Here is a 16,998-nt window from a genome sequence, read left to right as displayed (position 1 = left end):
CCGGCTTTCGGCATGAAGCTGTAGAGGGCCCGATTCCCGGGTCGATGGATTGGATGTTGAATAAACAGAGGTTGAAGATGCACAGGTTCACATTTCACTTGTCACCCTTGTTGTTCGTTGCGCTGATGCTGCCGTGGTTTGCCCAGGCCGGGCCACAGCTGGATGTCGGCACGCTCTATGACTACCTCGAACCAGGCAAGGGCACCTATGCCAAACGCATCTACAACCGGGGGGACAGTACCGCCTTCGTCAAAGTCAGCGTGCTGGAGTTGGTCTACGACGGTCAGGCAGAACCCCGTGAGGTGGACATCGATGAGCTGCCCTTCGACCAGCGCAGCGTTGTTGCCAGCCCAGCGCGGATGATCATCCCTGCACGCGGTATGCAGGCCGTGCGGTTGCTGTATCGCGGTGAACGGAACCAGGAGCGTTACTACCGGCTGCGCTTCGTCCCGGTGGTGCCGGAACAGGATGACAGCTTCGCACTGGATAAAACGGAGCTTGACGCTTACCGCAAAGAACTCAGTGCCGGTGTGCAGTTTCTGGCCGGCTACGGCACCATTTTGATTACCAAGCCTGCTGCCACGCAGTATCAGACCTCGATCGAGCAAGCCGGTGGGAAATGGACCGTGCGCAACGAGGGCAATGCGACGGTGCTGCTCGACAACGTCCAGGTCTGTGTGCTGAACGAGGAGGAGTGTGAGCCTCCGGCCAAGCACCATCTTCGCCCCGGGCGTAAGCGCGAGTTCGTCGAGAAGCCCGGTGTCGAATACCGCTTCGAGCTGGTGGAAGGCGATGCACGCAAAGCTATGAGCTTCAAGGCCGAGTGAGAGGTAGGGGCATGTTTCGCAAGTGTGCAATGCTGGTACTGCTGTCTGGCGTGTTGGGTTCGTCGTGGGCGCAAGCGGCCGATATTACGCTCAAGCTGCGTTACCGCGGCGAGACCCGGCAGTTTGAAAACCTGACGCCCCGGTCGTCCCCTGTGTGTACTCAGTTGCCGCAGCTTTGTGGCGATCCGCTGCAGGACCTGCTGGATGTGGGGGTCGAGTACTCGAAAACAGTCGATGGCGAAGGCGCCGACGGCTTCTACCTCTCGGCCCCTGTCCAGCCGACTACGCTACTGATGGTCCGTGACCAGACCGGTGAGCAAGTCAGCATGGACTTTGCCATTACCCACCTGGGCGGTGCGGTAACTTCGGACGATGGGGCACCGACGCTTGCGGCGCGCACGGGCCTGGACTCGAGTGGTTGCCAGGTTGCGTTGGCCAGCGCGGCCCATCGCCTGTTTCTGTGGTCGCCAGCCAGCAACGGTTGCTGGGCCAACGTCAATGCGGCGAATGCGAGCACTTACCACGTGAGTCACCTGACGCTGGGCTACAGGTTGAAGACGCCTTTACCGGCGAGCTTGAAGTCGGGCGTGTACCGAGGGCGCGTGGTCTATTCGATAGGCCCTGACAGGGATATAAGCCTGGGTTCGAGCCGAACGGTCTCCGGGCTCACGGACGATTCAGTGGCGATCAACGTCGAGCTGGAGGTGGTGCATGACCTTGAGGTGCGTTTTGAGCCGGGCTCCGAGCAGGTGACTCTGGTGCCGCGGCACGCGCAGGGGCATGGGAGCCGAGGGCGGGGTGCGGCAGACAAGCTGGAAAAAGACGTGACCTTCAGCCTGACTGCCAGTGGCCCGTTCAACGTCTGGGCGCTGTGCAGCACGGGGCTGGGCAGCACGTGCAATTTACGCTCGGCCAAGGGCCATGACATACCGCTGTATCTGGCCATGACCTTGCCAGGTGTGTCCTACCATGGCCGTTCGCTCTATCGGCAGGCAATGTCCTTTGGCGGAGCTGAGAACGCCATGAGCCTGGAAGTCCCGCCAGAGGGTGTGACCGGCAGCCAAGGGCAGTTGCATTTTCATGTATACCCTCGCGGTCACACCCAGGAACAGGACATGTTGCCTGGTATCGAGTATCACGCTGTGGTGACGATGGTGTTCGATGCGAACCTGTAGGACGGCAACCGGGTGTTGCGACCCGCTTGCCATTCACCTCAACTGGTTGGATGAAGTGGCTATCCGCAGCGCGTCATATCATCCCAAGCAACAGCAGTACCAGCAGAATCACCAACACCACGCCAATAATGCCGGAAGGGCCATAGCCCCAGCTGCGCGAGTGGGGGAAGACCGGTAAGCCACCGATCAGCAGCAGAATCAGGATGATGATAAGGATCGTGGTCATGTCAAAGTCCTTGCATGATTAGGGGGCAAGAGCCTGAGATTGCTGGCCTCTCGATAATTCGGACCGGTGCGGGTTGGCAAAGATTCCATCCCCGTGCAGCCGTCTGCCCAATCATGCCCCCCCATTCACTACCCTGATGAATCCTGCTGGATGGCAACGCCTTGATTAGACTCACCGGACTACCTGTCAGAACAAGGCCTGCGACCATGCAAAAACGCATCATGATCACCGGCGCCGGGTCCGGCCTCGGCCGCGAGATCGCCCTGCGCTGGGCACGTGAGGGCTGGCGCCTGGCACTGGCCGATGTTAACGAAACCGGCCTGCGCGAAACGCTGGAGCAGGTTCATCAGGCCGGTGGCGACGGCTTCGTCCAGCGCTGCGATGTGCGCGACTATAGCCAGCTGACGGCCCTTGCCCAGGCCTGCGAAGAGAAATTTGGTGGGGTCGATGTGATCGTCAACAACGCCGGTATCGCTTCGGGCGGGTTCTTCGCCGAGCTGTCGCTGGAAGACTGGGACTGGCAGATCGCCGTCAATCTGATGGGCGTGGTCAAGGGTTGCAAGGCGTTCCTGCCGCTGCTGGAGCGCAGCAAGGGGTGCATTATCAACGTCGCCTCGATGGCTGCACTGATGCAGGGCCCGGGCATGAGCAACTACAACGTGGCCAAGGCCGGTGTGCTGGCATTGTCGGAAAGCCTGCTGGTGGAGTTGCGCCAGATTGAGGTGGCGGTGCACGTGGTGTGCCCGTCGTTCTTCCAGACCAACCTGCTGGACTCGTTCCGCGGGCCGAACCCGGCGATGAAGGCACAGGTGGGCAAGCTGCTCGAAGGTTCGCCGATCAGTGCGGCGGACATTGCCGACTATATCCATCAGCAGGTCGCTGCAGGCGAGTTCCTCATCCTGCCCCATGAGGCAGGGCGCCAGGCCTGGCAACTGAAACGCCAGGCCCCTGAGCGGCTGTATGACGAGATGGCCGAAATGGCGGTGAAAATGCGGGCAAAAGCCCAGTCGCGATGATTGGTCTGTAGGAGAAGTTACTCAAATGCGTAAGGGGCTTCTGAATCGCAGTGGAGCTATTGAGTAGCTGAATGCCTACGGGGCAGGCTCCGGTTTTTCCTTTTGCAGGAGGATCGGAACATGCTGGTAATAGGGCGTGAAGTGGGGGAGGTCATCATGATTGGCGATGATATCCGGATCATGGTGGTGGAGACCCGGGACGGCGTGGTGCGCTTTGGTGTGGATGCCCCGCGTGAGGTGCCGGTGCATCGAGCCGAAGTTTACAAGCGCATCAAGGCGTCCAAGCAGAACAAGGCCTGAACAGGCCAGACCTGCTATTCGAGCAGTTCGCGGGGCACATCATGCTTGGCCAGCAACTGGCACTGCTGGCTTTCCAGGTCGAAAAGGATGAAAGCCTGGCCTTTGGCCAACGCCTGGCGTACTCGCAGCACGCGGGTTTCCAGCGGGGTATCGTCGCCGTTGTCAGTGCCGTCGCGGGTAACGAAGTCCTCGATCAGGCGGGTCAGGGTTTCGGCTTGCAGTTGGTCGTAGGGGATCAGCATGGTCGGGTGGTGTCTGAAGTGGGTATGAGCATGCTACGCGAAACATTCGAGGTGTTGGGGCCGCTTTGCAGCCCCATGGGCGTTTAGCCTTTGTTTCCGACCAGGCTGTCCACCGCCGGTACCCGCGTGTCGCTTTCCATCTGCGCATCATGTTCCAGCTGGTGGCTGAAGCGCTCGAGCGATGCATTGGCCGGCTGCGAGTCGCTGGCAAACACGGGCGGGCTCAGCAGGTAGGCTGATAACAGCCGGCTCAGTGCTGCCAGGCTGTCGATATGGGTGCGCTCGTAACCATGGGTGGCATCGCAACCAAAGGCCACCAGCGCGGTACGGATATCGTGCCCGGCCGTCACCGCCGAATGGGCATCGCTGAAGTAATAGCGGAACAGGTCGCGCCGCACCGGCAAGTCGTGGTCGCCGGCCAGTTTCAGCAGGTGCCGGGACAGGTGGTAGTCGTAAGGTCCCGACGAGTCCTGCATGGCCACACTGACCGCATGCTCGCTGGACGCCTGCCCAGGCGCCACCGGGGCAATGTCGATGCCGACGAACTCGCTGACGTCCCAGGGCAGGGCGCCGGCTGCACCCGAGCCGGTCTCCTCGGTGATGGTGAACAGCGGGTGGCAGTCGATCAGCGGCTGGCGGCCGCTTTCCACCACGGCCTTCAATGCCGCCAGCAATGCGGCTACGCCAGCCTTGTCGTCCAGGTGACGGGCGCTGATGTGGCCGCTTTCGGTGAACTCGGGCAAGGGGTCGAAGGCCACGAAATCACCAATGCTCACGCCCAGTGCCTCACAGTCGGCGCGTGTGGCGCAGTAGGCATCCAGGCGCACTTCCACGTGGTCCCAGCTGATCGGCATCTGGTCGATGGCCGTGTTGAAGGCATGCCCGCTGGCCATCAGCGGCAGCACGCTGCCACGGAATACCCCGGTATCGGTGAACACGCTAACCCGGCTGCCTTCGGCAAAACGGCTGGACCAGCAACCGACCGGCGCCAGGGCCAGGCGGCCATTGTCCTGCAACTGGCGCACGCTGGCGCCGATGGTATCCAGGTGGGCAGAGACGGCGCGATCGGGGGTGGCCTGCCGACCTTTGAGGGTTGCACGAATGGTGCCGCGGCGGGTCAGCTCGAAGGGGATGCCCAGTTCGTCAAGGCGTTCGGCCACGTAGCGCACGATGGTGTCGGTGAAACCGGTGGGGCTGGGGATGGCGAGCATTTCCAGCAGCACGCGTTTGAGGTAGTCGAGATCGGGTTCGGGGTGTCGCTCGGACATGTTGGGGACTCCTTTACTCCTGTGCTGGCCTCTTCGCGGGCAAGCCCGCTCCTACAGGTACAGCGCTGACTTCGCGGGCAAGCCCGCTCCTACAGGTACAACGCTGCCTTCGCGGGAAATCTGCTCCTACAGGTACAACGCAACCTTCAAGGGCGGTGATATCCCTGTGGGAGCGGGCTTGCCCGCGAAGAGGCCGGCACGGGTTTACGCCAAAGGCCGGCTATGGGGAAACAGCAGGTCGATAAAACGCTCGGCCGTGGGCTGCGGTTCATGGTTGGCCAGGCCAGCACGTTCGTTGGCCTCGATGATCACGTACTCCGGCTGCCCGGCATCACGCACCATGAAGTCCAGCCCCACCACCGGAATTTCCAGTGCCCGTGCCGCGCGCACGGCAGCATCGGCCAGCACCGGGTGCAGGCGTTCGGTGACGTCCTCCAGGGTGCCGCCGGTGTGCAGGTTGGCCGTACGCCGCACGGCCAGACGCTGGCCGGCCGGCAACACGTCGTCATAACCAACGCCCGCTGCGCGCAAGGTGCGCTCGGTTTCGTCGTCCAGCGGAATGCGGCTTTCGCCACCGGTGGCGGCCTGGCGGCGACGGCTCTGGGCTTCGATCAACTGGCGCACGCTGTGTTTGCCATCGCCCAGCACCTGCGCCGGGTGACGGATGGCGGCGGCCACCACCTCGTAGCCGATCACCACGATGCGCAGGTCGAACCCGGCGTGGAAGCTTTCCAGCAGCACGCGGCTGTCGAACTGGCGGGCGTGCGCCACGGCACGGGTGATGTCGTCGATGCAGGTCAGGTTCACCGCCACGCCCTGGCCTTGTTCGCCATCGACCGGCTTGACCACCACCGCGCCATGCTCGTCGAGAAACGCCAGGTTGTCATCGGCATTGCCAGCCAGCTGTTGCGCTGGCACCTGCAGCCCAGCGTTGTGCAGCGCGTGCTGGGTCAGGCGTTTGTCCTGGCACAGGGTCATGGTCACGGCACTGGTCAGGTCGCTGAGCGATTCCCGACAGCGAATGCGTCGCCCGCCCAGGCTCAGGGTGAACAGGCCGCCAGCGGCGTCATCCACCTGCACTTCAATGCCGCGGCGTAGCGCCTCGTCGACGATGATGCGTGCATAGGGGTTGAGGTCGGCTTGCGGGCCAGGCCCGAGGAACAACTGCTCGTTGATACCGTTCTTGCGCTTGACGGCGAAGGTGGGCAGGTTGCGAAAACCCAGTTTCTGGTAAAGGCGCTTGGCCTGGCGGTTGTCGTGCAGCACCGACAGGTCCAGGTAAGCCAGGCCACGGCTCATGAAGTGTTCGATCAGGTGGCGCACCAGCACCTCGCCCACGCCCGGGCGGGTGCAGTGTGGGTCCACCGCCAGGCACCACAGGCTGCTGCCATGCTCGGGGTCATCGAACGCTTTGGTGTGGTTCAGGCCCATGACGCTGCCGATCACCGAGCCGCTGTCTTCGTCCTCTGCCAGCCAGTACACCGGGCCACCCAAGTGCCGGGGGGTAAGCAGCTCGGCGTCGACGGGGAGCATCCCGCGGGCCTGGTACAGGGTGTTGATTGCCTGCCAGTCGGCGGGGTTCTGTGCCCGGCGCACGCGGAAGCCGCGAAATACTCGCTGCGCCGGGCGGTAGTCGGTGAACCATAGGCGCAGGGTGTCGGACGGATCGAGGAACAGCTGCTGTGGGGCCTGGGCCAGCACCTGCTGCGGTGCGGCCACGTACAGGGCGATGTCGCGTTCGCCCGGGTGCTCGTCGAGCAAGTCCTCGGCCAGGGAAACCGGGTCGGGGTAGGTGTGGCCTATCAGCAGCCGGCCCCAGCCGCAGTGCACGGCACGCGGTTGGTCATGGGGCTGGCTGCCGTCACCGGCCAAGCGCGCTTGCAGGCGCTCATAGGACGGCGCCTGGCCGCGCAGCAGGCGCTGACCATAAGCGATTTCATGGGCTTTCATCGGTCAGATTCCTTGTTCGCTCAACCACAGGTTAAGCGCCGCCAGTTGCCATAGCTTGGAACCGCGCAATGGCGTCAGTTGGCCGTGCGGGTTGCTTAGCAGGCGGTCGATCATGGCCGGGTTGAACAACCCTCTGTCTTGGCTGGGGTCGGTCAACAGCTCGCGTACCCAGCCCAGGGTGGCACCTTCCAGATGCTTCAGGCCCGGTACCGGGAAGTAACCCTTCTTGCGGTCGATCACCTCATGCGGGATCACCCGTCGCGCCGCCTGCTTGAGCACCTGCTTGCCGCCATCGGGCAGCTTGAAGCGTGCGGGAATGCGTGCCGACAGTTCCACCAGGCGGTAATCGAGGAACGGCGTGCGCGCCTCCAGGCCCCAGGCCATGGTCATGTTGTCCACCCGTTTGACCGGGTCGTCGACCAGCATCACGGTGCTGTCCAGGCGCAGCGCCTTGTCCACCGCAGCCGGTGCGCCGGGGCGGGCGAAGTGTTCGCGTACGAAGTCGCCGGCGGCGTCGGTTTCCAGCAGCCAGGGGGCCTGCACGGTGTCGCGGTATTCGGCGTGGCTGCGGTCGAAGAACGCATCTCGGTAAGCAGCATAGGCGTCGTCGGCGCCGTCCACCTGCGGGTACCAGTGGTAACCGGCGAACAGCTCATCGGCACCCTGGCCGCTCTGTACGCCCTTGCAGTGCTTGGCCACTTCCCGCGACAGCAGGTAGAACGCGATGCAGTCGTGGCTGACCATCGGCTCGCTCATGGCGCGAAACGCGGCCGGCAACTGGTCGATGATCTCGTGTTCGGCAATGCGCAGTTGGTGGTGGCGGGTGCCGTAGTGCCTGGCGATCAGGTCGGAGTACTGGAACTCGTCGCCGCGCTCGCCGCCGGCATCCTCGAAGCCGATGGAGAAGGTCGACAGGTCTTCCACCCCCACTTCGCGCAACAGGCCCACCAGCAGGCTGGAGTCGACCCCACCGGACAGCAATACGCCAACATCCACAGCAGCCCGCTGGCGGATGGCTACGGCGTCCCGGGTGGCGTCAAGCACGCGGGTGGTCCAGCCTTCCAGGTCCAGCTCACGCTCGTCGGGGTGGGGGCCGTAGTGCAGTTGCCACCAGACCTGGCGCTCCACTTCGCCATGCCGGTCGATGCGCATCCAGGTGCCAGGCTCCAGTTTCTGCACGTTGGCCAGCAGGGTGCGCGGTGCCGGTACCACGGCGTGGAAATTCAGGTAGTGGTTGAGTGCCACGGGGTCGAGCATCGGGTCGATGTCACCGCCCTTGAGCAGTGCCGGCAGGGTCGAGGCAAAGCGCAGGCGCTCGCCGTTGCGCGACAGGTACAGAGGTTTGACGCCGAGGCGGTCGCGGGCCAGGAACAGGCGCTGGTTGTCGCGCTCCCAGATGGCCAGGGCAAACATGCCGTTGAGCTTGGGCAGCAGGGCAGCGCCCCAGGCGTGGTAGCCCTTGAGCAGCACCTCGGTGTCGCCGTCGGACCAGAAGCTGTAGCCCAGCGCCTGCAGTTCCTCGCGCAGTTCGGGGAAGTTGTAGATGGCGCCGTTGAAGGCCAATGACAGGCCCAGGGTGTTGTCGACCATCGGCTGCGCCGAGCCGTCGGACAGGTCCATGATTTTCAGCCGCCGGTGGCCCAGGGCGATCGGGCCTTGGCTATGGAAGCCCCAGGCATCCGGGCCACGCGGGGCCAGGTGATGGGTAATGCGCTCTACCGCAGCCAGGTCGGCTGGGCGAGGGGCTTGGTCGATGGGGGTGAAACGTAATTCTCCTGCTAATCCGCACATAAGTCCTTACCGGTTTTTCCGTTGGGGAGGTGATGCCCCGGATTAGGGCACCTTAATGAACTGACCTGTTTGCTTTTTTAGAGTTTTAGAACAGTTTGTTATATAAGGTTGAGGTGGCAGGTTATTGCCTGGGATCTCGCAGTATTGCAGAAATCGAGCGCCGCGTGCGCAGCGCATCGCGAGCTGCGCTCGCTCCTACGTTTGTTTCGGGCCAGTAACGCCTGTAACAGGCGCGCGCGACCGCCTTGCTCGTACGACGCAATACAGGGTCATACACCAAAGCGTTCGCGCGCAAATCCCCCAGGAATAATTGGCCCGAAACAAACGTAGGAGCGAGCGCAGCTCGCGATGCGCCGCGCGGGCGGCGCTCGATCTCACCGGCGCAATAAATTCAACGCCATGCGCCCGAAGCAATCACTTCCCCCGGATCAGCCTGCGCAAGGCAAACCGGTTCGGATGACACGCCTGCGCCACCTCACGCGGCAACGGCAACGGCTCGCCGCACACCCAGGCGGCCACCAGTTCCCCGCTCAAAGGTGCCGTGATCAACCCGCGCGACCCATGCCCGCTGTTCACATACAACCCCTCCAGCCAAGGGCAGGCCACATCCGGCACCTGTCGGGCATCACGCCCCAACACGGCATAAGTTTCGGCAAACGCCTGCGCGTCAGCCATCGGCCCGACAATCGGCAAATAATCCGGGCTGGTACAACGGAACGCCGCGCGCCCTTGCAGTTGCTCGGGGTTCAGCTCGGCCACGCCCAGGCGCCGGGCCAGGTCAGTAGAAATCTCATCCAGCAACGCCAGGTTGCCCCGGTGCTCGGCCACCGTCGGCGCAAGGTCTTCACTGTGGAAGTCAAAACTTGCCCCCAGTGTATGTTCACCCTCGCGCGGCGGTGCCACATAGCCCTCCGCGCACACCACGGTGCGTAGCGCCTGGCTGCTGGCGGTGGCCGGCAAGCGGGTGATCTGCCCACGAATGCGCTTGAGTGGTAACTGCGCGCAAGGTTCGAAGCGCCGCACATCGGCCGCGCCGGCCAGGACCACCACTGGAGCGCTGGCTAATAGTTGGTCGCCAGCCCAGGCCTGCCACCGTTCACCCACTTTGCGCAGTTCGAGCACTTCCTGGTGGGCCACCAGGTGAATACCGGGGTGCTGCAACTGCTGCTGGCACAGCGCCGGCGGGTGCACCCAGCCACCTTCGGGGTAGAACAACCCGCCGCCAGGCAACGCCACGCCGGCGATGGCTTCGGCCTCGGCGCGCGCCAGGCAGTGCAGCAAGCCGTGGTCGAAGGCGACAGCCAGCTTGCCCTGGCGTTCGGCCTCCTTGCTGTCGAAGGCCAGTTGCAGCACCCCGCAGGCATCCCAGTCACGGCCACGCTGCAACCGCTGCAGCTGGCGCCGGGTGTAGCCGAACCCGGACAGGATCATCTGCGACAGTGCGGTGCCATGGGCGGACAGCTTGAGGTACAGCACCCCTTGCGGGTTGCCCGAAGCTTCCTGGGCCGGGGCTTCGTGGCGCTCCAGCACGGTTACCTGCCAGCCACGCCGGGCCAGGCTGGCGGCGCTGCTGCTGCCGGCAAGTCCGGCACCGATCACCAGCGCCTCGCGCGGCCCCTGCGCAACAGCGGGGCGCGCGTACCAGGGCGCGCATGAGCCGGGCAGGGGGCCGACGTAGGCGCCGCTCATCACCTCCCACTTCTTGCCGATGCCTGGCACCTTCTTCATGGCGAAGCCAGCTTCGACCAGGCTGCGGCGTACCCAGCCGGTGGTGGTGAAGGTGCCCAGCACCGTGCCCGGATGCGATAGCCGCGCCAGTTGCGCAAACAGCGCCGGGGTCCACATGTCGGGGTTCTTGGCGGGGGCGAAGCCGTCGAGGAACCACACATCGATCTGCGCATCGAGCTGCGGCAGCTGTTCCAGCACATCGCCTATCAACAGGGTCAGGGTGACCCTGCCATCGGCGAAGGTGAACTGCTGAAAGCCCGGGTGCACCGCCACGTACTGCTCCAGCAGCGGCCCCGTATAGGCGGCCAGTTCAGGCCACAGGCTTACTGCGCGGGCCATGTCGGCGTGGGCGAGTGGGTACTTCTCGACGCTGACGAAGTGCAGGCGCGCGTCGCTGTGTGCGTGCTGGTCAAACAGCTGCCAGGCGCAGAAAAAATTCATGCCGGTGCCAAAGCCGGTTTCGCCGATCACCGTGCAGGCATGCGGCGCCAGGTTGGCAAATCGCTCGGCCAGGCGGGTCTGGCCGAGGAACACGTGCTTGGTTTCTTCGATGCCTTCGTTGACTGCGAAATAGACGTCGTCATAGTGCCGCGAATGGGGGCGGCCCTGGTCGTCCCAGTCGATCTGGGCGTGCTGGAGGAGGGTGGGCATGGTGGGCTCGGTTGCAGCGGATGGCGGGATTTTATGCCATCCGGATGAGCTGTGGGAGCGCGTTCATTCGTGAAGAGGCCCGTACAGGCAGAAATGAAATCCGCTAGTCTTGCTTATCCATTGAAGGAGCCAGTGCATGTTCGAATCTGCCGAAATCGGCCACAGCATCGACAAGGAGGCTTACGACGCCGAGGTACCCGCTTTACGCGAGGCCCTGCTCGAAGCCCAGTACGAACTCAAGCAGCAGGCGCGGTTTCCGGTGATCGTGCTGATCAACGGCATCGAAGGCGCCGGCAAGGGCGAGACGGTAAAGCTGCTCAACGAGTGGATGGACCCGCGCATGATCGATGTGCTCACCTTCGACCAGCAGACCGACGAAGAGCTGGCCCGCCCGCCCGCCTGGCGCTACTGGCGGGCCTTGCCACCCAAGGGGCGGATGGGGGTGTTCTTTGGCAACTGGTACAGCCAGATGCTGCAGGGGCGGGTGCACGGGGTGTTCAAGGATGCCGTGCTCGATCAGGCCATTACCGGTGCCGAACGCCTGGAGGAGATGCTTTGCGATGAGGGTGCGCTGATCATCAAGTTCTGGTTCCACCTGTCCAAGAAGCAGATGAAGGCACGGCTGAAATCGCTCAAGGACGACCCGCTGCACAGCTGGAAGATCAGCCCGCTGGATTGGCAGCAGTCGCAAACGTACGACCGCTTCGTGCGCTTTGGTGAGCGCGTGCTGCGCCGCACCAGCCGCGACTATGCACCATGGCACATCATCGAAGGGGTAGACCCGAATTACCGCAGCCTGGCGGTGGGGCGTATTCTGCTGGAAAGCCTGCAAGCCGCGCTGGCCAATAATCCCAAGGGCAAGCACCAGGGCAACGTGGCCCCGCTGAGCCATAGCATCGACGACCGCAGCCTGCTTGGCGCCCTGGACATGACGTTGCGCCTGGACAAGGCCGACTATCAGGAACAGTTGATCACCGAACAGGCCCGTCTGGCCGGTCTGCTGCGTGACAAGCGCATGCGCCGGCACGCGCTGGTGGCGGTGTTCGAGGGCAACGACGCGGCCGGCAAGGGGGGCGCCATCCGACGCGTGGCGGCGGCGCTGGACCCACGTCAGTACCGCATCGTGCCGATTGCCGCACCCACCGAAGAAGAGCGCGCCCAGCCGTACCTGTGGCGGTTCTGGCGGCACATCCCGGCACGGGGCAAGTTCACCATCTTCGACCGCTCCTGGTATGGCCGGGTGCTGGTGGAGCGGGTGGAAGGCTTCTGCAGCCCGGCTGACTGGATGCGTGCCTACAGCGAGATCAACGACTTTGAAGAGCAGTTGGTGAATGCCGGCGTTGTGCTGGTCAAGTTCTGGCTGGCGATCGACCAGCAGACCCAACTGGAGCGCTTCGAAGAGCGAGAGCAGATTCCGTTCAAACGCTACAAGATCACCGAGGATGACTGGCGCAACCGCGACAAGTGGGGCGAGTACACCCAGGCTGTGGGCGACATGGTCGACCGTACCAGCAGCGAGATTGCCCCGTGGGCGCTGGTGGAGGCCAATGACAAGCGCTGGGCGCGGGTGAAGGTGTTGCGCACCATCAACCAGGCGCTGGAAGAGGCGTTTGCCAAGCACAAGAAATAGCCCAATGTGATGTTGCCTGTTCTGGCGCTTTCGCGGTCAGCACAGGCAACACCTCGCCCCCCAGCCATGCCCTGGAAGAATGACCTGATGAATTCTTTTCTCGGCACTCTGCACCGTGACCGTCCTCCAACCCCGTAGAATTCAATCACCCCCACCACGGGCTTGATCGAGGATTTTATGCACACCACTTCTGGCCGCTGGGGCTATGGGCTGTTCCTGGCACTTCTGACGGCGCTGCTCTGGGGCATCCTGCCGATCAAGCTCAAGCAGGTATTGCAAGTGGTCGACCCGATCACCGTCACCTGGTACCGGCTGCTGGTCTCCGGTGGCCTGCTGTTCGCCTGGCTGGCGGCTCAACGGCGTTTGCCGTCCATCCGCAAACTGGCGCCCAGGGGCAAGGGCCTGGTGCTGGTTGCGGTGTTCGGCCTGATGGGCAACTACGTGCTTTACCTGATCGGTCTCAAACTGCTTAGCCCGGGCACCGCACAACTGGTGGTACAGATCGGCCCGGTGCTGTTGCTGGTGGCCAGCGTATTCGTGTTCCGCGAGCGCTTCAGTGTGGGGCAGGGCATGGGGCTGTTGGTGCTGCTGGCAGGGTTTGGCCTGTTCTTCAACCAGCGCCTGGAGGAATTGCTGACTTCACTGGGTGCCTATACCACGGGCGTATTGACCATCTTGCTGGCGACCAGTATCTGGGTGTTCTACGCCCTGAGCCAGAAGCAGTTGCTGACCGTGTGGCATTCGCAGCAGGTGATGATGGTGATCTACCTCAGCTGTGCTGCGTTGCTGACACCTTGGGTGCACCCGCTGGAGGCCTTGCAACTGACCCCGGTACAAGGCTGGCTGCTGCTGGCCTGTTGCCTGAACACCCTGGTGGCATACGGCGCCTTTGCCGAAGCGCTGGCGCACTGGGAGGCCTCACGGGTAAGTGCCACGCTGGCGCTGACCCCGCTGGTGACCTTCGTTGCGGTGGCGCTGGCGGCATTGGTGTGGCCTGACTATGTGCATGCCGAGGACATCAACGCCCTGGGCTATGTGGGGGCGGTCACGGTGGTGTTCGGTTCGGCGCTGGTGGCGCTGGGGCCCTCGCTGGTGGCGGGTTGGCGGGCCCGCAGGGCGCGGTTGGCCTAGGTCTGTCGATTGCCTGTACCGGCCCTTTCGCGGGTAAACCCGCTCCTATGTATGGACTCGCCCACACTGTCTAGCTGCTTTTTGAACATAGGAACCCGGTTGCATCTATGTATCAGGCCTATTCGAGGAAGCTTTTTGCTTCTGGCCAACATCGTGGTGAGCTCGCAGTGTGCCGTTTACATTGAGGCCACTATCAGGCCTGTAGGAGCGGAGGCATCGGTCTGCGACGGTCTTACCTAGGGTCAATGTTCACTAGCAGGGGTTGGAGCGCCTAGCGCCCCGATGGCATTACCCGGTTGGTCAGAGGCTCATAGCCGCCTCCGGTTTTTCGTTCGGTTTGCGTTGGTAAACCTGATCGCTCTGTAACAGCGTCCAGATAATCCGCAGATTTCGATTAGCCAGCCTGATCGCCGCCTCCTTGCGCCCAAGGCGGGATAGCCAGCGCAAGAGGCGGCGATCATCTGGCTGATCGGAATCAGGCCTTAACTGACTCAAAACAGAATGGGCGCCCTGGATCAGCAGGCTGCGTATGTAGCCGTCACCGCGCTTGCTCATCTTGCCCAATCTGATTTTGTTTCCGCTGCTGTGCTGATCGGGCACGATACCGAAGAAGGCGGAATACATTCGGCCACTGGCGAAGCGGCTGGGGTCGGTCTGTTTCGCCACGATCGCCGTGGCAATGATAGGGCCGACGCCGCGAATGGTGATCAGTCGCTGAGCGACTTTATCCTCCTGGGCAGTCGCTTCGAGCCGCCGGCTCAGCACCGTTATGCGTTCACCTAAAGACAACCAGTCCATCAGCAACTCATCGAGCAACTCGCGCAACAAGTCGGGCAGAGGCAAGGAAGCATCCTCAAGCGCCTGAGGCACATGCTTATTGATCGCGGCATCACCCTGGGGCATGGATACGCCATGCTCAAGTAGCAAACCACGGATCTGATTACCCAGCGCGGTATGTCGCTTGATGTTACCGCGCCGGATACGGTGCAGCGCTTGAATAGCCAGTGCTGTGGTGCTCTTGATCGGTATCGAAGCGATGCTCGTATCGCGACCGGCACGCAAAATGGCATAGCAGTCGTTACGATCGTTCTTTGCACCGCTGCGATGTTCGGCGACACGTTGCGCCGGCAGGATGCGAACCGGATTACCTTTGGCCTGCAGCAGTCTGGCCCAAGCTTGTGCACCTGGACCGCATTCCATCAAAACGGCCACGGTCGTTGGCAGCTTGAGCAGGAAATCATGGAACGCTTGGCGGGATTTGATGCGATCTTCGTAGATCACCCGACCAGTAGCGTCCTCGCCTGCTAATTGGAAGACCTGTTTGGCCAGGTCTACGCAGATGGTTGTGCAAAGCTCCACATCAGTGGAAGACAGGGAATCGTGTTTCGAACTATGCTTTTTCATGGTCTCGCCCTCGCTGCCGTTGGCTTCTTCGAACACCACCGTGGCACTGTGATGCCTCGGCGGGGGCGAGTCCATCGATTACAATGGATCGCCTCTCGGCGTAGGAGCGGGTTTACCCGCGAAAGGGCCGGTACAGGCTACAGAGCAGTCAGCCCTTGCCGCCCGGCGCCAGCATGTCCTCCGGCCGCACCCACTGGTCGAACTGCTCATTGGTCAGGTACTTCAACGCCAATGCCGCCTCGCGCAAGGTCGTGCCCTCGCTGTAAGCCTTCTTGGCAATTTCTGCCGCCTTGTCATAGCCGATATGCGGGTTCAGCGCCGTCACCAGCATCAACCCGCGCTCCAGGTGCGCGGCCATCTGCTCGGCATCCGGCTCGATACCCGCCACGCAATGTGCCTGGAAGTTGCGGCAACCATCGGCCAGCAACTCGATGGACTGCAGCAGGTTATGGATGATTACCGGCTTGAACACATTCAACTGCAAATGCCCCTGGCTGGCGGCAAAGCCGATGGCCGCGTCGTTGCCCAGTACCTGGCAGGCCAGCATCGACAGCGCCTCGCACTGAGTGGGGTTGACCTTGCCCGGCATGATCGAGCTGCCCGGCTCGTTGGCTGGCAGGCGCACCTCGGCAAGCCCGGCGCGCGGGCCGGACCCCAGCAGGCGCAGGTCGTTGGCGATTTTCATCAGGGCCACGGCCAGGGTCTTCAGGGCCCCCGCCAGGCTGGTCAGCGGTTCGTGGCCGGCGAGAGCGGCGAACTTGTTGGGTGCCGTGATGAACGGCAGCCCGGACAGCGCCGCCAGTTCGGCAGCGATGGCCTCAGCAAAACCCTGTGGAGCGTTGAGCCCGGTACCCACGGCAGTACCGCCCTGGGCCAGTTCGCACACCGCCGGCAGGGTGGCGCGGATGGCGCGCTGGGCGTAATCGAGCTGGGCGACGAAGGCCGACACTTCCTGGCCGAAGGTAATCGGCGTGGCGTCCATCATGTGTGTGCGGCCGGTTTTCACCAGCTTGTGGTGACGCATCGACAGCTCGGCCAGCCCCGAAGACAGTTCGGTGACGGCCGGCAGCAGCTTTTCATGCACCGCCTGGGCTGCCGCAATGTGCATGGCGGTGGGGAAGCAGTCGTTGGAGCTCTGCGAGCGGTTTACGTGGTCATTGGGGTGTACTGGCGCCTTGCCGCCACGGCCTTTTCCGGCCAGTTCGTTGGCGCGCCCGGCGATCACCTCGTTGACATTCATGTTGCTCTGGGTACCGCTGCCCGTCTGCCAGACGACGAGCGGGAACTGATCGTCGTGCTGGCCATCCAGCACCTCATCGGCGGCCTGCTCGATCAGCCGGGCGATGTCGGCCGGCAGGTCGCCATTGCGGTCGTTGACGCGCGCCGCGGCCTTCTTGATCAGTGCCAGGGCGTGCAATACCGCGCGGGGCATGCGCTCCTTGCCAATGGCGAAGTTGATCAGCGAACGCTGGGTCTGCGCACCCCAGTAGGCGTCCTCCGGAACTTCGACCGGGCCCAGGCTGTCTGTCTCGATACGGCTCATTCTGTACTCACTCCTGTGTAGTTCGAAATCGCAGTTTAGGCCCTGATTCGACCGAGCGGTTCCGTCGCTCGTCGTGCCACTTGAGCACATCGCCACCACGGCGCAGAATGCTCTAC

At 63.1% G+C, this 16,998-nt stretch carries 14 protein-coding genes; 6 read left to right on the top strand and 8 right to left on the bottom strand.

Translation table 11 applies throughout. The annotated features are described in order from the left end of the window. Window positions 1-53 precede the first annotated feature (53 nt). Both GST84_19745 and GST84_19740 read left to right on the top strand, forming a co-directional pair. Window positions 54-827 carry a molecular chaperone gene (locus GST84_19745; protein XGB14434.1) on the top strand — a complete coding sequence of 258 codons (774 nt, stop codon included), beginning with the start codon at window positions 54-56 and terminating at the stop codon, window positions 825-827. Between the two features lie 11 nt (window positions 828-838). Continuing rightward, window positions 839-2,002: a hypothetical protein gene (locus tag GST84_19740; GenBank protein XGB14433.1), complete on the top strand. Its 1,164-nt coding sequence runs from the start codon at window positions 839-841 to the stop codon at window positions 2,000-2,002. A gap of 73 nt (window positions 2,003-2,075) precedes the next feature. Here GST84_19740 and GST84_19735 read toward each other — a convergent pair whose 3' ends face one another. Beyond that, window positions 2,076-2,228, bottom strand: coding sequence for a DUF3309 family protein (locus tag GST84_19735; protein XGB14432.1), 153 nt, complete (start codon window positions 2,226-2,228; stop codon window positions 2,076-2,078). A gap of 206 nt (window positions 2,229-2,434) precedes the next feature. Here GST84_19735 and GST84_19730 point away from each other — a divergent pair, with 206 nt between their 5' ends. Further along, complete coding sequence (locus GST84_19730) at window positions 2,435-3,244, top strand: SDR family oxidoreductase (GenBank protein ID XGB14431.1); 810 nt, start codon at window positions 2,435-2,437, stop codon at window positions 3,242-3,244. 120 nt (window positions 3,245-3,364) lie between these two features. After that, window positions 3,365-3,544 (top strand): carbon storage regulator CsrA, encoded by a 180-nt coding sequence (gene csrA, locus GST84_19725; GenBank protein ID XGB14430.1) that lies wholly within the window; start codon window positions 3,365-3,367, stop codon window positions 3,542-3,544. 14 nt (window positions 3,545-3,558) lie between these two features. Here csrA and GST84_19720 read toward each other — a convergent pair whose 3' ends face one another. The 5 genes from GST84_19720 to mnmC form a co-directional block, all read right to left on the bottom strand. Then, on the bottom strand, window positions 3,559-3,786 hold the full coding sequence (locus tag GST84_19720) for a YheU family protein (protein ID XGB14429.1): 228 nt from the start codon (window positions 3,784-3,786) through the stop codon (window positions 3,559-3,561). A gap of 83 nt (window positions 3,787-3,869) precedes the next feature. After that, the gene (locus GST84_19715) at window positions 3,870-5,054 is read right to left on the bottom strand and encodes an osmoprotectant NAGGN system M42 family peptidase (protein XGB14428.1); all 1,185 of its coding nucleotides are present in this window, start codon (window positions 5,052-5,054) and stop codon (window positions 3,870-3,872) included. A gap of 204 nt (window positions 5,055-5,258) precedes the next feature. Next, the gene (gene ngg, locus GST84_19710) at window positions 5,259-7,004 is read right to left on the bottom strand and encodes an N-acetylglutaminylglutamine synthetase (GenBank protein XGB14427.1); all 1,746 of its coding nucleotides are present in this window, start codon (window positions 7,002-7,004) and stop codon (window positions 5,259-5,261) included. A gap of 3 nt (window positions 7,005-7,007) precedes the next feature. Continuing rightward, window positions 7,008-8,795 carry an N-acetylglutaminylglutamine amidotransferase gene (locus GST84_19705; protein ID XGB14426.1) on the bottom strand — a complete coding sequence of 596 codons (1,788 nt, stop codon included), beginning with the start codon at window positions 8,793-8,795 and terminating at the stop codon, window positions 7,008-7,010. 414 nt (window positions 8,796-9,209) lie between these two features. Continuing rightward, complete coding sequence (gene mnmC / locus GST84_19700; GenBank protein ID XGB14425.1) at window positions 9,210-11,174, bottom strand: bifunctional tRNA (5-methylaminomethyl-2-thiouridine)(34)-methyltransferase MnmD/FAD-dependent 5-carboxymethylaminomethyl-2-thiouridine(34) oxidoreductase MnmC; 1,965 nt, start codon at window positions 11,172-11,174, stop codon at window positions 9,210-9,212. Window positions 11,175-11,310: 136 nt separating this feature from the next. Between mnmC and pap the strand changes: the two genes are divergently transcribed. Continuing rightward, window positions 11,311-12,804, top strand: a complete 1,494-nt coding sequence (gene pap, locus GST84_19695) for a polyphosphate:AMP phosphotransferase (GenBank protein ID XGB14424.1) — start codon at window positions 11,311-11,313, stop codon at window positions 12,802-12,804. Between the two features lie 177 nt (window positions 12,805-12,981). Further along, a complete protein-coding gene (locus GST84_19690) occupies window positions 12,982-13,935 on the top strand; it encodes an EamA family transporter (GenBank protein ID XGB14423.1) in 954 nt (317 codons plus the stop codon). 300 nt (window positions 13,936-14,235) lie between these two features. Here GST84_19690 and GST84_19685 read toward each other — a convergent pair whose 3' ends face one another. Together GST84_19685 and GST84_19680 are read right to left on the bottom strand one after the other, a co-directional pair. Then, the gene (locus tag GST84_19685; protein XGB15812.1) at window positions 14,236-15,294 is read right to left on the bottom strand and encodes an IS110 family transposase; all 1,059 of its coding nucleotides are present in this window, start codon (window positions 15,292-15,294) and stop codon (window positions 14,236-14,238) included. 193 nt (window positions 15,295-15,487) lie between these two features. Continuing rightward, window positions 15,488-16,882: a class II fumarate hydratase gene (locus GST84_19680; GenBank protein XGB14422.1), complete on the bottom strand. Its 1,395-nt coding sequence runs from the start codon at window positions 16,880-16,882 to the stop codon at window positions 15,488-15,490. Between the last annotated feature and the right edge of the window lie 116 nt (window positions 16,883-16,998).

It is taken from the genome of Pseudomonas putida, assembly GCA_041879295.1.
GTDB lineage: Bacteria > Pseudomonadota > Gammaproteobacteria > Pseudomonadales > Pseudomonadaceae > Aquipseudomonas > Aquipseudomonas putida_Y.
This window is presented reverse-complemented; position numbering and strand designations above follow the sequence as displayed.

Coding starts and splice junctions, on each gene's coding strand:
- GST84_19740 (XGB14433.1), top strand. CDS start 839: ATGTTTCGCAAGTGTGCAATGCTGGTACTGCTGTCTGGCGTGTTGGGT.
- GST84_19705 (XGB14426.1), bottom strand. CDS start 8,795: ATGTGCGGATTAGCAGGAGAATTACGTTTCACCCCCATCGACCAAGCC.
- GST84_19735 (XGB14432.1), bottom strand. CDS start 2,228: ATGACCACGATCCTTATCATCATCCTGATTCTGCTGCTGATCGGTGGC.
- mnmC (XGB14425.1), bottom strand. CDS start 11,174: ATGCCCACCCTCCTCCAGCACGCCCAGATCGACTGGGACGACCAGGGC.
- GST84_19690 (XGB14423.1), top strand. CDS start 12,982: ATGCACACCACTTCTGGCCGCTGGGGCTATGGGCTGTTCCTGGCACTT.
- pap (XGB14424.1), top strand. CDS start 11,311: ATGTTCGAATCTGCCGAAATCGGCCACAGCATCGACAAGGAGGCTTAC.
- csrA (XGB14430.1), top strand. CDS start 3,365: ATGCTGGTAATAGGGCGTGAAGTGGGGGAGGTCATCATGATTGGCGAT.
- GST84_19745 (XGB14434.1), top strand. CDS start 54: ATGTTGAATAAACAGAGGTTGAAGATGCACAGGTTCACATTTCACTTG.
- GST84_19680 (XGB14422.1), bottom strand. CDS start 16,882: ATGAGCCGTATCGAGACAGACAGCCTGGGCCCGGTCGAAGTTCCGGAG.
- ngg (XGB14427.1), bottom strand. CDS start 7,004: ATGAAAGCCCATGAAATCGCTTATGGTCAGCGCCTGCTGCGCGGCCAG.
- GST84_19720 (XGB14429.1), bottom strand. CDS start 3,786: ATGCTGATCCCCTACGACCAACTGCAAGCCGAAACCCTGACCCGCCTG.
- GST84_19730 (XGB14431.1), top strand. CDS start 2,435: ATGCAAAAACGCATCATGATCACCGGCGCCGGGTCCGGCCTCGGCCGC.
- GST84_19715 (XGB14428.1), bottom strand. CDS start 5,054: ATGTCCGAGCGACACCCCGAACCCGATCTCGACTACCTCAAACGCGTG.